The organism is Mycoplasma sp. 527 (assembly GCF_053851595.1).
On the sequence record NZ_JBSQAY010000001.1, the window covers coordinates 75,959 to 93,701 of the forward strand.

5 protein-coding genes and 1 tRNA gene are annotated in these 17,743 nt (G+C 27.1%); 4 read left to right on the forward strand and 2 right to left on the reverse strand.

Annotated elements, in window-relative coordinates; translation table 4 throughout:
• Positions 1–8: 8 nt before the first annotated feature.
• The gene (locus tag ACWXVQ_RS00380; RefSeq protein WP_456013177.1) at positions 9–626 is read left to right on the forward strand and encodes a hypothetical protein; all 618 of its coding nucleotides are present in this window, start codon (positions 9–11) and stop codon (positions 624–626) included.
• Positions 627–1,322: 696 nt separating this feature from the next.
• Here the strand turns inward: ACWXVQ_RS00380 and ACWXVQ_RS00385 are convergent.
• On the reverse strand, positions 1,323–12,545 hold the full coding sequence (locus ACWXVQ_RS00385) for a hypothetical protein (protein ID WP_456013178.1): 11,223 nt from the start codon (positions 12,543–12,545) through the stop codon (positions 1,323–1,325).
• A gap of 195 nt (positions 12,546–12,740) precedes the next feature.
• Here ACWXVQ_RS00385 and ACWXVQ_RS00390 point away from each other — a divergent pair, with 195 nt between their 5' ends.
• Together ACWXVQ_RS00390 and uvrC are read left to right on the forward strand one after the other, a co-directional pair.
• A complete protein-coding gene (locus ACWXVQ_RS00390) occupies positions 12,741–13,655 on the forward strand; it encodes a gamma-glutamylcyclotransferase (RefSeq protein ID WP_438340751.1) in 915 nt (304 codons plus the stop codon).
• A gap of 3 nt (positions 13,656–13,658) precedes the next feature.
• Complete coding sequence (gene uvrC / locus ACWXVQ_RS00395) at positions 13,659–15,353, forward strand: excinuclease ABC subunit UvrC (RefSeq protein WP_455966017.1); 1,695 nt, start codon at positions 13,659–13,661, stop codon at positions 15,351–15,353.
• A gap of 62 nt (positions 15,354–15,415) precedes the next feature.
• Here the strand turns inward: uvrC and ACWXVQ_RS00400 are convergent, their stop codons facing one another.
• Positions 15,416–17,110, reverse strand: coding sequence for a S41 family peptidase (locus tag ACWXVQ_RS00400; protein ID WP_455966015.1), 1,695 nt, complete (start codon positions 17,108–17,110; stop codon positions 15,416–15,418).
• A gap of 458 nt (positions 17,111–17,568) precedes the next feature.
• Between ACWXVQ_RS00400 and ACWXVQ_RS00405 the strand changes: the two genes are divergently transcribed.
• Positions 17,569–17,644, forward strand: a tRNA-Arg gene (locus ACWXVQ_RS00405).
• The last annotated feature ends 99 nt before the right edge of the window (positions 17,645–17,743 follow it).

Sequence of the window (17,743 nt, forward strand, 5' to 3'; positions counted from 1 at the left end):
AGAAAGAAATGATTTGCACACGTTTATTAAGTCCTATAAAAAATCAAGAAGATTATGATATATTACCAATTCTTGATTTAGGTGATTTTGTTATTTATAAAAAAATTGCAAGATCTCCATTTTATAATTCTATTGATTATGAATCATACATAAGCAATGAAGAAACTCAATATAATTTCTACTTTGAGGAAAGTTTATATTTCATTTGTTCTTATGAATTGTTTTATAGTCAGTTTAATAAAGATGCTGTTTTTGTTAAAAATATCACTGCCAATAAAAAAATTTCTTATTTTAAATTAAAGCAGTTAAAAAAAATTCGTGAAATAATAAACAATGATGGAAAAGGCGGAACATTAATTACGTTTAAATATAAAGAAAATAATTTTTGACCATTTTATGTTTTTTGCGATCAAGAAATTGCTGAGAAAGAATTTAAATATCTATTAGAAACAGTATATAAATGTGACGTTAATGCAAATATTCAGCTTCATGAAAATTATTTTATTAAAATAAAAACCGCAAATGATGCTTTTTTAAACAAAGAATCATCAGTTTATCATTATGTCCATAATATTATTGGGATTAATATTGAAAAAGCCATTTATGACTTGGAATCAATAAATTAAAAAGTCCAAATGGACTTTTTAATTTATTATTTTTGGTACCTTATTCCTAATTGAGGGTCTGTTTTTAATCAGTTACAAATTATTTTTGAAAAAGAAGATTAAATAATTAAAACATCCAAACAACATATTTGGAAGAAAATTTATCAAATTTTGTCATGTTGTTTGGTTGTTTTTGCATAATAAATTTAGATTTGTGCAATTGCTATACTCAAATCTCTTACTAAAAGGTAAGCCTAAGATTAATTTACACAAAATTTTGTATACTACTGAAAAAATTCTTTTATTTTAACTTAATAAACTCCATAAAAATGGAATATTTATTTTTTTTATACTTAAAGTGGGAAACACGGGAATTGTTCATCTATATACAAATCTTTTAAAATTTTAGTCATTGCCAAATATTGCCTGGTATAAGCAACGAATGATATTTTTTTATCATCTTCTAATAATATACATATTTATTATCATCTTTTCTAATGATTTTGACATTTTTAGGCATTTGAAATCTTTGGTCTTTTAGTATTATTTTTGCCTCATTTTTATTTAGTTTATTTATAACTAAATTATTATATATTCGAGGTCAAAAAAAGTAAAAAATGCTGATTCTTTTAATAAATCAGCATTTTCCCCTTATTTTATTGTTTGGTTATAAAAAAATGTTAAAAGTTTAAGTTATTAATTTATGAAAATCATTAATTAATGTTGCAATAAAATATTTTTTTCAAAGAACGGTGCATGTCTTTGAGGAAATCCGTCTTTATCTAATAGAACGTCTTTTAGTAGCGTATCCTTATATTTTGTTTTAAACTCATTTCATAGTTTTTTAGCAACTTCTTTTCTTTCATCAATAGTTAGAGCAATTTTATCAATTCATATATATTTGTTTTCTTGACTAATTACATTTTCTGATGCTTCAGCAACCATTGAAACTCAATATTCAACAAAATCAATTTGTGAACTTGATCTTCAGAAATCCCTTGTATTAGTTCTTTTTCCGATTAGGCTAGAATCAATATCAAGAGCTACTTTTTCTTTGCCGTTTATATCAGGAGTTTCCTTAAATTTGTTAAATTGCGCATCAAGTCTTGATTTTTCATTTTCATCCAAGAATGGATTTAATTTTAAGTCTTTAATAAATTGTAGATAGTCATAATCAAGTTTCTTTAATCTTCTTGCATTAAAGAATATATGTTTTAGATAATCATTTTCTGCTTTTATGGCTTGTTCGCGTGTTGTCCCTTGATTTGTAAATATTGATTTAATATGCTTAATATGATCGCTCGCAACATTTACTGGGAATGGGCCGGCTTCAGGGGGACTTTGTGTAGAATGTTTTTCAACTCTTTCAATAAAGAATACTACTCAATTTTTTGTTTTACTATCATCTTCTCAACGCTTAGCAAAATTTTCTACTTCCTGTTTAACTTTTTTATATTGATCTATGGTTGTTGTTTGATAAAGTATTTTATTTTGCAACGCCATTCCTTTATTTCTGAATTCACTTTCAGCTGCATGATTTCCTATTCCTTTAATTAGTTGTATTTTTGCAATAATTGAGAATAAGGCTTTCTTCATTTCACTAAAATCCTGGAAGGTTTGAGTATAATCGCTATTTATTATGGTTCCCCCGTTTGCATGTTGCAATTTTAAGTCATTAAGTTCTGCGGCTTTTTGACGATCTATATCATTTTTTATAGCATCTAGTTGTTGCTTAGTAGTTGCGTCAGTAATTCTCTTGTTTAGCATTGATAATTCCGAACTATTTAAACCTCCTCTACCAGTTTGACCATTTCCATTTGGGTGGCTAGATAGGTCAAATAGTTCAAGTTTTGAAACTTCATCTTTTAGTTTATCTTTTTCCTTAATTAAGTTAAGTTGTTGCTTAACCATATCTAGGTCTGATTCACTATCAATGTGTTTTAGTTGGTTTATTAAATCTTTTTTGTCTGCTGAATCTTTTTGTTTTTCGATTTCTTTTTGAATATTACCTTTTTTCTTTTCTAATGCTTCACGATGCTTCATAATAGCTTTACCGGTAATATGTTTAATACCACTATTTTGGCCATTGATACTTATGGTGCTATCAAGCTCTCTTTTTAAATTTTCTTTTTCATTATTATCTGTTAATTTATCAATAGCTTCAAGCGCCCTCTTAACAGCATCTTTTATCTTCTTATTATTTTCATTTAATCTATTAATTTCATCAATTGATTGTGCTTGATCAATTTGATGTTTTAGAGTTTCTATGGCGTGTGATTTGCTTCCACCAGGATAATTAATTTCGTCGACAATTTTCTTTGCATCTTCCTTAGCTTTTTGAAGTTCCTTAGACTTTTGCATAACTTCTTTTTCTTTTTGCATTTCTGCTTCAGCTTTAATAGTTTTAAGGTTTTCAATACTATTTGTTGGGTTATCTAGTCTATCTTGCAGTTTTTTCTTTGCATTTTGATCAGTAATTTGTGAAATAACTTCTTGAGCTAAACGCTTTTTGTTTTCATATTCTTGTTTATATGATCTAACTTTTTGCAATAGTGCCGAAATTTTAGTATGATCAGTCTTAGAAAATTCTGTTAAGAATTCATTTTTCTTTGTCTCTGTTTTAATATTGTTTATTTCATTTTTTAATGCATCAATATTTGTTTTTAGTGTATTAAGAGTCGCTTCCACAGTGACTTTATTTGAATAATCAATATTAGATGTTAGTGCTTGTTTAATTATTGCTTTTGTATTTAGTGAATCAGTTCTTAATTGCGATGAATCTTCTGGATATGCTAATTTATCAATAAATAAGTTGAAGTTTTGTCTTGTAGCATTTGTCACAAGCGACTTAATGTCATTGATGGTTTTAGATAAATTTGTATGATCATTAGGAACTTGTATGTTATCGATATTTCTCGTTATATTATTTTTTTCATTTTGAGGAATATTGCTTAAAGTGCTAATTTTTTCTTTTGCAAGACGTTTATAGTTTTTTATTATTTCATCTTTTAAATCATTTTCATTATATACACCAATATAAGTTGTTGTTGTAGGAACAGTTTGATTTAATCTTGTTATTAAATTATCCTTATCTGCACCGTTATCAAATGAATTATTAATTACATCTTTGTATGTTCCAATCTTATTTGCTCAACCATCAGGCAACGCGTTGTTAGCTTGGTCTATATTTTGTGCTGAATTTAGCTTTTGTTTTATTTTTTGAACTGCTTGTGCGTTATTTTGTGAATATTTCAGATTTCCGCCATTTGCATTTAATTGATCTTTCTTTGTTTGCATATAGCGACTAAAATTAGTTATTTCAGTTTGTTTTTGGTTTAAGCTTTGCATATCATTTAATTTATTAACAGCACTTTTTAGAGCATTTTTAGCTTGGGTTGCTTCATTTGAATTTGGTTGAGGATAAGGAATTTGGTCAATTAATTTATTAATCTCCTTTTTCTTATTAGCAATGCTTGTATCGCTATCTTGTTTTGTTTTCTTTTGTTTAGCTTTATTTAATTCATTTTCTAGATTTCTAGATATTTCTTCTAATTGAGCTTTTGTCTTTGCTGCTAGATGAGGTTTATTTTGCGAATTGTATGTATTAAGAATATTTTGTAGTTCTTTCTTAATTGTGTTGTATTCTTTTTTATTTAGGTTTGAGGTTATATAAGTGTTAATTGCATCTGCTTTTTGTTGAACTTGAGTTCTTAATTTTTGTTTTTGGGTATTAATAGCATCAAGAGCTTTTTTGGCAACATCCTCAGCCGCCGTTAAACTTCTATTAGCATTGATAATTTGAGCATCAGTTAGTTTAGTAGTTTTATTAGCTGCTGGTTGTGCTGAACTAATCGCATTTGTAAGCACATCTGTTGAACTTTTTAATGCTGGTTCCTTAGCCATCTCGGTTTTTGTAGCATTTGCTTTGGTAAGACTCGCTTCTAATTTAGCAATTTCAGCATCAGTTTTCTTATTTGCGGCTACTCTTTGTGTTTCGGCGTTTGTTGTTGCCTGTTCTAAGGCTTTAGTCTTATCTGAAATGCTTTTAATTGGGTCAATCTTTTCTTTGGATTTATTTGTATTAATTTTTTGTTGCAATTGACTAATTATGGTGACTAAATTTGCGCGGTTTGGATCTTGTTTTAATGAATTTAATTTTGCTTTTGCATTTCTGAGTTTTTGGTCATGTTGAGCTTGCGCAGCATGAAGTCTATCATTAAAATCATTTATTGCACGGTTTGCTTCATTTTTTAAGTTATCAATTACTTGTTTTTGCTGAATATATTTACTTTGATCATTATCATTAATAATTCTTTCTGCTTCTTTAATAGCTTCTTCTAAGCGCTTTTTAAGTTTTACCATTTCAGGGTCACGAGTAATAATACGCTTTGCAACATCATTTATTTGATTTTTAGCATTTATTAGATTTTGTTTATTTCTTGCAACAATCTGGGTATCTTTTTGAGTTTTATCTCTTTTGGCTTTTTCAAGTGCATCATGAAGTTTTGACTTAAGTTGTTCTAAATCGCGTTTTGTTTTAGAATTAATATTTGCTTTATCATTCTTATTATAAGCATTTAAAACTCGTTCTAATTCAGTCTTAATTTGATTATAATCACTATTATTAGATAAATTTTGGGTTATATATTGTTGAACATTATTAGCGTTTGTCTGAATTTCACTTATCAATTTTGATTTTTGAACATTGATATTATCAAGTGCAGCTTTTGCAACTTTTTCAGCATCAGCAAGCGCCTTATTAGCTTCTTTTATTTGGGCATCAGTTGCATTTTTACTTGCGTTTTTAATACCATTAGCTGTATTGATTGCTTGTTGCAAGGTTTGTTTTTGACTATTTAATTCTGGCTCATTATCCATTGTGGTTTTAGTTGCATTAGCCTTCTGGATTGTTTTTTCAAACTCAGTAAGTTCGTTATTGGTTTTTTGATTTGCAGTGGTTTTTTCTGTTTCGGCAGTTTGAATAGCATTTTGCAATGTTTTTGTTTTATTGTCTATATTTACAATGCTGTCATTATCATTAATGCTTTTATTGTTATCAATAACTGATTGCAATTTACTAATTACATTAGTTAAGTTTACAGAGTTCTTGTCCTGATTTAATTGGCTTATTTTAGATTCTGCTTCTTTAACTTTTTTATTATGCTCAGTTTTTGCGTGTTGTAATTTGACTTCAAATTGCTTCTTCTTTTGTTCAGCTTCGGTTTTTAGATCTTCTAATTTTTGTTTTTGAGTAACATAATTACTTGCTTGATTATTATCAAGAATTTTTTTTGTTTCTTTTATTGCTTCATCAAGTTTTGCTTTAAGTGTTGTCATTTCATTATCATGACTAGTAATCGAATTTGAAATACTTTGTAATGTATCTCTTGCTTGTGTAAGTGATTGTTTATTAGCTTCTTTGATATCATTATCTTTTTTATTTTTATTTTGTTGTGCCTCAGTTAATGCATTGCTCAATTCAACTAATGTACTTTCAAGTTCATTTTTAGCCTTTGAATTTAACGCATTTTTATCTTTGTATTTATTATGAGTTGTATCTAATTTATCTTTGATTTCTTTGTATTCAGGATGGTTTTTTAATGTATTTGAAAAGTTTGAAACTTCATCTATTTTTTGAGAAATTTGGTCTCTTAAGGTAGTTTTTTCAGTATTTATATTTTTGAGAGCTTCTTTTGCCACATTATCAGCCTGAGTTAATGTTTGAATTGCACTTTCTATTTGAGCATCGGCTAATTTTTGATTATTATCTTTTGCTTGTTGAGCAACTCTTATAGCTTCACTTAATGTATCCTTAGCACTATTTAGTGCAGATTCATTTGCCATCATATCTTTTGTTTTATTTGCGGCAGTTATTGCATCATTTAATTTATTTAAAGCTGCTTGTGTCTTTTGATCTGCTGCATTTTTGGCTTGATCTGCTGCCTGTATCGCATTTTGCAACGAATCTTTTTTGTTGTTAATATCCTGAATTGAATCATTAATATTAGCATTTTGATTATTGTTAATTTGTTGTTGTAGGTTATTAATTACATCAGTTAGGTTTGCTACATTTAAATCACTTCTTAGATTATTTAATTTTTCTTGAGCTTCTTTTAATTTTTGGTCATAGTCAGTTTTTGCTTGTTTTGCTATGGCATCAAATGATGTTTTTTCTTTTTCAGATTTTTCTTTTAAATCATCAAGTTTCTTCTTTTGTTCAACAAATTTATCTGTTTGATCTTTGGAAATTGTACTTTCAGCTTCATTAATTGCGTCGTTTATTTTTTTCTTGAGGTCTAACATTTTTTTATCATTACTTGTTATTGAATTGACAAATGTCTTTAAATTATCTTTTGTGGTTGTTAATTGTTGTTTATTAAGAGCATTTATGTCATTATCTTTTTTAGCTTTGTCTACCTTAGCATAGGATAATTTTTTATTTAGATCTTTTAATATTTCATCTAATTCAGCTTTTGTTTTAGAACCAAGATTATTCTTATTATTGTTATTGAAATTATTTAATTCTGTAGTTAATTTATTTTTAATTTCATCATATTGATTTCCATTTAGGTTATTTTTGTAATCCTCAATTTCCTTGGCTTTTTGGTTTATTTGCGTCTTGATTGAGTCTTTTTGGCTATTTATGTCTGTTATAGCTTGTTCTGCTGCTGTTTTTGCTTCTAATAAGGTTTTATTTGCATTTTCTATATCTTTATCAGCTAGTTTTTTAGGTGTGTGATTTTTTATACCCTCAGCTGTTTTGATTGCTTCACTTAATTTATTTTTAGCATCCGATAATAAAGGTTCAGAATTCGTTGAATTTAGCGTAGTTTTTGATTCATTGATTGTATTTCCTAATTTTGCTAAATTTGCTTCAGTTTTCTGATTTGCAACAGCTTTTTCTCTTTCGGCTGTTTTTATTGCTTGGTCTAAATTATCCTTTTTAGTAGTAAATGATGAAATTGGGTCTCTGTCTTGGGCATTGTTATTTTGATTTATTGTGTTTTGCAAATTTTGAATTACAGTATTTAGATTTGCTGAGTTAGCATCATTTTGTAATTTAGATACTTTATTATTGGCTTCTTGTAGCTTGTGTCTATATGCTTCTCTTTCGGCATTTAATTTTTTAGTAAAGTCACTTATCTTTTTATCTGCTTCAGTTTTTAAACTTTCGATTTTTGAAATTTGCGATATATATTTATTAAATTCGTTTTTGCTAATTATGCCCTCAGTCTCAGCCACGGCTGTATTAATATCTTGTTTTAGTTTTGTCATTTCAGGATCACGACTTGTGATGCTATTACCAACGCTTTTAAGGGCTTCTTTTATTTTTGTTAGCTTTTGCTTATTTTGTTCTCTAATTTCTAAGTCTTTTTGTTGTTTTTTATTCTTAATGTCTTGTAGTTGTGAATCTAATTTAGATAGTAAATCGGTAAGTTGTTGTTTTGTTTTATTTGATAAGCTATTTTTTTCATTATTTACATAATCATTTAAGTGTTTTTCTAATTCGCTTTTTATATTTGCAAAATCATTTCCTGCTAAATCGGTATTTATATAATCACGAATTTCTGTTTCTTTTTGATTAATTTGATTTTTAATTTGGTCTTTTTGATCATTTATCTTTTTAATTTCTTGTTTGGCAATATTTTCTGCTTGTAGTAATGTTTTTTTAGCTTCATCGATTTCGTTATTTGCTAATTTTGGAGTTTGATTTTTTGCTGTTTGTGCTATTGCGATTGCTTGCTCTAAGTTAGTTTGGGCACTACTTAATAATGGCTCAGAAGTCATTGAGTCTTTTGTAGCACTAACATCTGTTATTGCTTTTTGTAGTTGTGCTAAATGCTCGTTAGTTTTTTGTGCCTCAGCATTTTTTTTGTTTTCTGTAGTTTCTATTGCTTTTTGTAATTGGTCTTTTTTATTATTAATTTCTGATAGTGGTAGATTATCATCGATTGTTTGATTATCTGCAATTGCTTGTTGCAGTTCTTGAATAACATCATTTAAGTTAGCAGCATTTTCATCTGCTTGAAGTTGTGAGATTTTATTTCTTACGTCAAGAATTTTTTGTGCATGAGCTTCTTTGGTTTTTTGTAATTCCTTAGCAAATTCTGTTTTTGTGGTTTCTGCTTTTTTACTTAGGTTCTCTAGTTTTTCTTTTTGACTAACATATTTATCTGATTCTTCATTTGTAATGATTGCTTCTGATTCGCTGATTGCTTGGTTAAGTTCGTTTCTTAAATCAATCATTTTTGGATCTTTGCTTGTTATTGAATTTGAAACATTTGCTAATGCTTCTTTTGCTTCTGCTAGAGCTTGCTTATTTTTAGCTCTTATTTCTGCATCTTTTTCGTCCTTCTTTTGTTTAGCAGAATCAAGATGCATATTCATTTGTGTTACTAAATCATCTAGTTGCTGTCTAGTTTTTTGCCCTAGAAGATTTTTATCATTTGCCTCATAAGATTTTAAAAAGGCATCTAGATCATTTTTAATAGCTTCGTATTCGGGCTTCATTAAAACATTGTTAATATAATTTTGAATTTCAACTTCTTTTTGAGCAATATTTGTTCTGATACCATCTTTTTGCTTATTTGCTTTATCGATGGCGTCATTTGCCGCATCCTCTGCTTGCTTTAGTGTATCTTGAGCTTGTTTTATAGCGTTATTAGTTAACTTTGGATTTTGCATATGTGAAGTTCTAGCAACTTCAATTGCTTTTTCTAACACTGTTTTTTGTGTATCTAAATCTGGTTCTTGCTCCATTGTGTTTTTAATTTGTTCAGCATTTTCGATTTCTTGATTTAGTTTGTCAAGAGCAGCTTGTGTAATAGCATCAGCTTTTTCTTTTTCTGCATTATAAAAACTTGCTAAACCATTAAGTTCAGCTGTTGCAGCATCAATATTTTTTAAAGGACCGTTTTCATCAATAACATCATTTTGACTAATCTTTTCTTTGATTTTAGTAATGATGTCAGCATAGTTAGCGCTATTAGGATCACTTTTTGCTTGTTCCAGAACGCTATTAGCACTTTCTTTAGCCTGGTTAAATCTACTTTTTGCTTCTGTTAATTTTTGTTCAAAATCAATAATTTGTTGTTCTGCGCTTTGCTTTAGATTATCAATAGTTTGTTTTTCTTGAGTATATTTATCTGTTTGTTCTTTTGCGATTATTTTACGTGCTTTTTGGATTTCAACATCTAAGTTGTGCTTTAGTTGCATCATTTCGTCATCATTACTTTTGATGCTATCTTTTATAGCCTCAAGTTGGTTTGTTGATAATGAAAGCTGTTCTTTATTTTGTGTATTTGAAAGCAACTGTTTTGCATTATCTAGTGCGCTTGTGATATTAGATAATTTTTGTTGTAATTCTTGGATAGTATTGTTATAACTTGGATAATTATTGTCTTTGACTAATTTTAGCGATTCTAATAATGGGGTTGTTATTTGAGGATATTCATCTTTATTTGCATTAGCAAAATCGGTTATTTCAGCAATCTTGTTATTAATTTTTTCGATTTCTTCATCTTTATTAGAATTAATTTGGATAATTTTTGTTTCCGCTTTTCGATTTTTATCCTTAAAATCTTCAACTAATTGTTTTAATTCATCAATAGCATCCCTATTGGTTGGATCTTCGGTTTTGGTTATTAAATCTTTTAGATCTTGTTTTTCAGGATTATATTCATCGGTTGGCATTTGCGATACAAAGTCATTTGCTTTTTTAACTAATTCATCCAATTTAGTATTTAATTCGCTAAATTTTTTATTGATTTCTTCTTTTTCTTTAGGTATTTTATCAACTATTTTTTTTAGATTAACTTTAACATCATCTAATCTCGCGACACCAAAATCGCTAACATTTGGCTCAATGTTAGTATTATAATCTTCTAAAACTTTGTCTAATTCCTTGATTAATGTCTTATATTTTTCGGAATTTTCATTTTTTAGCCCATTTTGAGCACCAATTAGTTCATTCTTTTTGCTAATAATGTCTTTTTTTAATTCGATAATTTCTTCAATTATTTTCTTGCGTTCATTTTCATCAGCATCACGGAATCTTTTAGCCTCTTTAATTGCTTTATTTAGCTCGTTAAGTTTTTCAAGAACATTGTAACTATTTGAGTTAGCATTGCTATTTGTTGCTTCAGCCGAATTTATTCTTGATTGTAGATCCTTTTTAGAAACATGATAAGTTCCGTTGTCCTTAAATTTTTCTTGTTCTAGTTCAGTGTTAAGTTTTTTAGCTTCAACTAGTGTGCTTATAGATGCTTCCTTAGATTTTTGAAGGTAGCTATCTTTTAAAGTTTTAGCACCGTTGTTATATTCAACCTCAATTTCATCTACGGATTTTTGTTCATTATCTAATGTTTCCAGCGTTTTTTCAGCATCTTGTATGAATTTTTCAAATTCATTAGTTGAACTAATAATATTGTTTTCTTTGGTATATTTAAGATTTTGTTTTGCAATGGCAATTTCTCTGGTCAAATTATCTCTTGCGACTTGCTTTTGAGTTTTTGTTAATAAACTATCAAGTATATTTTTATTTGTAACTAGATCGCCTAACAAAGTATTAGTATTATTGTTTCGCTGTGCATTTTCAATGGCATCGCTAATTTGATCTCTATTATTTTCATATTCATCAGAAGATTTAATTTTATCTAATTGTTGATGTCCTTTTTCAATTAAGCCAGTTATTTCACTAATTAATTTGTCTTTTTGTTTTGTAATTAAATCACTTGCTTGTTCTGATTTGTTGTTTAGATTAGCTAAAGCTTCTGTAATACTATTTTTGTCAAGTTTTTTTAGAGCTTCATTACCTACATTTATTGCATCTTTTAATTCGTCCTCAATTTTTTGAGAACTAAATAAATCACTAGCTGATTCGATTTCTTTTAATAATTTTTGTGAAGAAGGTAATTCTTGGGTTAAACCGTCAATAGCTTCTTTAATTTGCTGTGCATCACTTTTTAGTGGTTTAGCCTTTTCTAGAATATCTCTTAGTGTAGCAATTTCATTATCTTTGCTCATTTTATTTTTTATGTTGGTTATTTCAGCGTCTAATTTTTTGGCTAAATTTTTATATTTGTCATAATCGAGGGTTGTGTTCTTATAATTTTCGGCATCTTTTACTAAGTCATTAATTTGCTTTATTAGGTTTTGTTTTTCTAATGATAGGGTTTTTTGGAATTCTGAAATTTTTTCATGTAAAGAATTTAGTGCTTTTTGTCTTTCCTCTAGGGTTGCATTTGGATTATTAAGAATTTTTTCAGCTTCTTTGATTGCTTTTTCAAATATACCTTTATTTTTGATATCAGAAGGAAATTTTGAATCAATGTTTTTTGCATTTAAAATTTCATCTGTCAGGTTAAACAACACTTGGAGATTGTTTTTTAATTCAATAGCTTTGGCTTTTACTTTTGCAAGTCCATCTTCATTGGTTGCATTATTGTATTGATTTTCCAAATTTGTTTTTTCTTGATTGTAAATAGCTATATATTTGGTAGCAAAAGGTTTATTATTGTACTTAGATTCATAGTTTGCAAGAAGATCACTAAATGACGATTTTTCAGAAATTGCTTCACCATTAAGTAATTCAAGATTATCATACTGACTTTTATAATTCTTGAAATTAATTTTAGATGATTGTAATTTAGTTAATATTTCATCTACTTTTTTGATGTCTTTTATATTTAATAATTGTTCTAGCTCATTTAGTTCTTTTTCAAAGGTTGCATAAAGATCGTGAGTATATGTTTTTTTATCAATTTCATTTTGTTTCTTCCACTCATTCATCTTTTTTATTAATGCTTGCAATTTTGCCATTGTATGATTTCATTTTATTGTTTCATTTAAAAGAACATAGCCCGTTCCAATTGTTGCCCCAATTGAAACACCAGTTATTATTCCGGCTACAACTTTTTTTCTTCTATTTGTTTTTTTCATAAACACCTCAATAAAATATTTTTTGTATAGTTTTTTATATTAATTTAATATTTTAGATAAAAAAAAAAAAAAAAAAGAAAGAGGCTCAAAATTAGGAAATTTTTAAATATTACAAGCTAAAATGGGCTTAAAAAAATAATATTAAATATAATTAATAATATCTACCTAAAATTGGTTTATGTTTAAGGAGTAAAAATGGAAAAAGACAACAAAATTTATTTATTTTCATATGGAACTATTCAAGATGAATTGTTCTATAAAAATTTATTGTCGCCTGATTGCGTAAGAAGACCCGCTTTATTAAATGGCTATGCTAAGTGTGTTGATGAAACTGCATATTTTTTATTAAAAAAAGATATTGCCCATCAAGTTAAAGGCACTCTTTTTGAAATAACAAAGGATGAATTATTTATGATTGATAGATGAGAAATGTTTCCGCAATATCAAAGATTTCAGGCCAATGTTATTGCCACTGATACAAACGAAATTATCGAAAACGTATATGTGTACACTAAATTAGAATTTGGTAAATATTATCTAGCAACCGATGACATGGGATTTTCAACTTCGCCTAATGAAAATGAGCAAAATTTAAAAGCTTTTATCACGTTAGAACAACAAACAGAATTATTTCCGTTGGTTGATAATGCTATTTTATATGAAATTTCCGATGAAGAATTTGAAAAAATAATTCATCTTTCGCATCCGTATGTTGCATTGATATTGGATGACCAAAAATTTAAGAATTATTTGGTTGACCCTTATGCAGTTTTAGGTATTAAAATTCATGATAAAAAATATGCTTTATTAATTTCGTTTGGTAGAAAAAATTCATTAAATAGTATTTTTTATTATCATGCTATAGAAAATAAAATTGAAGGGGTAGAAATTATTAAAGATATTAAACCACTTTATAAATTTAATATTGATTTCTTATTAGATAAAAAGCCAATTAAGTACATTAATTTAAAGTTAGATAAAACAATCGAAAAACCTAAGTTTGGTGTATTTGAAGATATTGCCTATGAAATAACCCTTAATGATTTTGATATCGATCCATTTAGAAGATTAGATATTATTATTCATACTCTTGAAGAAAATATGAAATAACTAATGATTGATAAAGAATTAATTAAAGACGTTTCAACAAAACCTGGTGTTTATTTTTGAAAAGATAAAGATGGCAATGTTATTTATGTGGGCAAAGCCAAAAACCTAAAATCACGGATGTCACAATATTTTGACAAAAATGTTCATAATTCATTTAAAACTAGTGCAATGTTAAAACATATTGCTTCTTTTGATACAACCGTTTTTGATAAGGAATCGGAAGCCTTGATGTTTGAACGAGCTAGTATTAATAGATATAAACCTAAATATAATGTAATGCTTCCCTCTCATAATAATTATCCTTATATTTGTATTATAAAAAAAGCCAATAGTATTGATATACAACTTAAAAATGAATATAAAAAACGTGATGATATTATTTATTATGGTCCGGTTGTAGATGGTGAAAAAACACGTCTATTAATTAAATATTTAGTCCATTTATTAAAAACGCAAGAAGGATTAATTATTAAAAAAATGACTCCGGTAGAGGTAGATAAAAGATTCGCAAAAGCAAAGGAAATAATAAAATTTAATAAAGAATTTAAACAAGAATTAATTAGTAAAATTAGAAGCGCCTCCTTACAACTTGATTTTAGAAGGGCGGAAGAACTTAAAAAAATTCTTGATTTTATAAACGAAAAGAATAATATCCAAAACATTAGATTAAAGACAAAAAAATCTATTGATGTATGGGGCGTATATTTATATGATAATATTTTGTTTGCTTCTATTTTACAATATCGTTATTCATTGTTAAATAATCGCCAAGACTTTCAATTTTGTTTTGAAAAAAATGAAGAAGAATTGGTATTTGAATTTATAGAAAATTTTTATAAAAACAACCTTATTCCTGATCAAATAATTATTGATGATAAATATAAAAATCAGCCTTTTAATAAAGAAATTAGAAATTCGATTATTAAAAAGAATTATAGTATAAATTCTAAATTACTTGATTTAGCTAATGCTAATGCTAAGAATGATTTAAGCAATAAAATAAAGAAAATAAAAGATAAAACAAAAAGCAATGATATTCTCCAATCTTTAAAAAATATATTAAATATTGATTGTTCAAGGTTTGCAATATTCGATAATTCGTTTCAATCAGCAACTAAAGAAGTCGTTGGCAGAGGGATGATTTTTGTTGATGGAATTAATGTTAAGAAATTTAATCGTTCTTATATACTTTGCAAAAATGAAGATGCTAATTCTGATTACCATTATATGTATCAAAATATTAGTAAGTTTTTTTGTGATCATTCAATTGATGAAGATATTAATTTGATTTTTGTTGATGGCGGTGAGATTCAAATTAATGCTGCAATTAAGGCCTTGAAAAAATTTCATAAAAATGTGCCTATTTTCGGACTTGTAAAAAATAATCACCACGAGTTTGCGAGATTAATTAATGATAGTGGCGTAGAAATTAAAATTTCAGATGCTAAGGTATTTAATTTTTTATCGCAAATTCAATATGATGTCGATAAGAGTGCTAAGGCCGTTTATAATAAAAGACACAATAAAATAATTACAGATAGTCTCTTAACAAAAATAAAAGGTGTTGGGCCTAAGATAGAACAAAAATTATTGGAAAAGTTTGGCTCATATCAGGCAATAATTGACGCAGATATTTTAGAATTATCTAAAATTATTAGTACAAAAATCGCTAGTGAAATTAAGAAAATAAAAATCTAAAAGTAGGAATTTTAAATTCCTACTTTATTGTTTAAAGAAAAAAATTCAATTTAAATTTAGATTTATTTAGGCAAAATTTTAGTTAGATAGTCTATATCATAAAAGTTGTTATATGGAATTTCAATGTCTGGTTTTACACCATCTTCTAGATTTATTTCTGATCCGTGATGTTTATATAAATAATTTAATGGTGAACTAGTTGATATTGATGTTCCATCATTCAAAACCAAGGGCAATACAGGCGCGGTCCCTCCTCCAGATTTTTGACCTATAATTTTGGCTACTTTTAGTTCCTTTATGATTCCTGAAAATGTGTTAGCAGCACTAAAAGTATTTTTGCTAGTTAATATATAGTAATTAAAGTTTTCAAATGCATCATTATCATAATAATTACCATCCTTGTTAGCATCAATTTTATATTTTTGTGTTTCTATAATACCAGAAAGTAGTGATTTACTATGCACAACAATGTCCTTATTTGTTAATAAACCAACAGCACGATACATTGCTCCAATATTTCCACCACCATTTCTAGAAATATCAATCACAACATTTTTAATATTTTTTTGTTTTAATATTTTTTGTAATGTATTTCTTAAAAATTCAAATGTGTCACTTTTGATATTTTTTGCATAAATTTCATTATTAGATGCTGTTTCAAAATTGTCGATAATAATATATGCTAAGTTACCATTTATAATAAAGCCATCTTGTTTAATTTTTTGCTCAAGTATGGCTCTTTTTTGCTCAAGGTATTCATTAACTTTGGCATATTCACTTCGTTCAGTTCCATATAATTTAGATGCATAATCATTGATTTTTTTACTATTGTTTGTGAATATATTTAACATATTAATTCTAGTATGCAAGTCATTTAATTTGTTAAAGAATAATTTTGCATATGCCTTGTTATATATATCGGGATTATTGTTTAATAATTCTTTTTTTATATCGCTGATATACTGTTGAAAGTTTGATATATTTTTATATGATTTAAGTCCATAAAAATTATCAAGGGTAAATAAGAGATTATCAAGGTTATAAATTCGATCCTGTGTTGTTTCTTTATCCGCCGACCATGAACCTTGTTGATATGAGTAAGCGTCATTTTCATCTTCCATTAGTGAAAAAAATTTACCATAAACCGCATCGCCATTATAGTAGAGATTGTAATAGTTTTGACTACAAAATAAGGTATTAAAAATACTTAAAGGAATAAAAGTTCTTCTCCCCTCTTTAAAAATATCGATGTGATAACTTCTTAAATCAAATTTGATAGGTCCGTTTAAGTCGTTAATATTTTCAATTTTTGAGCCTTCATAACTTATGAAGCGTGAGTAATTAGTCAAATTGCTTTGCTTAACAAAATTAAAAAATGCTTCGTTGCTAACACTAATAATATCACGATCTGCGTCAATATACATTAATTGATTATTTGAAACTAGTTGTGTTGCATTGATGTCATAAGTCGGTATTTTTCTAATTAGCGAAGTATCAACGAAACCATTTAAAACACCTAACATTTCCTCAATAGCAACATATGGTTGATGAATTTTATTGTCAAGAAAATATAAGTTTAGATTTTTATTTTTTATTGAATAATCTTTTGATGATAAATTTATAAATTTTGTTTTCTTGATATTAAAAATTTTAGAAGGACCATTGTCTAAATAATCAAAATCACTATAACATGAAACAGCACTCAATGATATTAGTGGTAATGGTGTACCTAATAGAAATAAGAACTTTTTCTTCATATTTTAATTCCCTCTTAATTCCTTATAATATTGAAATTTTACGCTTTTATTAAGGTTCATTATCAAAATTATTTATTTACTTATGCAATGATGTGAAATAGATTAATTTAATTAGTTTCTTTATAAAAACTTATTGATTTTGAAAAATTTATAAGTTTGTGTTGCTCTATACAAAAACAAAATTTTTTGATATTTGAAATTAAATATTTATTTTCCCAATTTTATGATTTAAAAATACAAACTCAACTTAAATTAAGATAGATTTATGATTTTATTTAATTGTTTAACTACAATTTTATCAAAATTTTGCATCTTTTATTATAGGATAATAGCCTATATAAAAAGCTCATATTTTGATATCAAAATTCATTTTATATGTATTGTGATAATTAATGCAAAAATAAATTTTATAAAAAGCGTTCTTAAATTTATTTTAGTGCTAAAATATTATATGCAACGGTCGTGTAGCTCAGGGGATAGAGTACGTGCCTTCTAAGCATGTGGTCGCAGGTTCGAATCCTGCTACGATCGCCATTTTTTTTATTCTTTTTTTATATTAAATTATTAATAAAACTTAATTTAATTGTTTTTAATACAAAACAAGAAAAGACCCAAATCTTTTTATTTAAATTT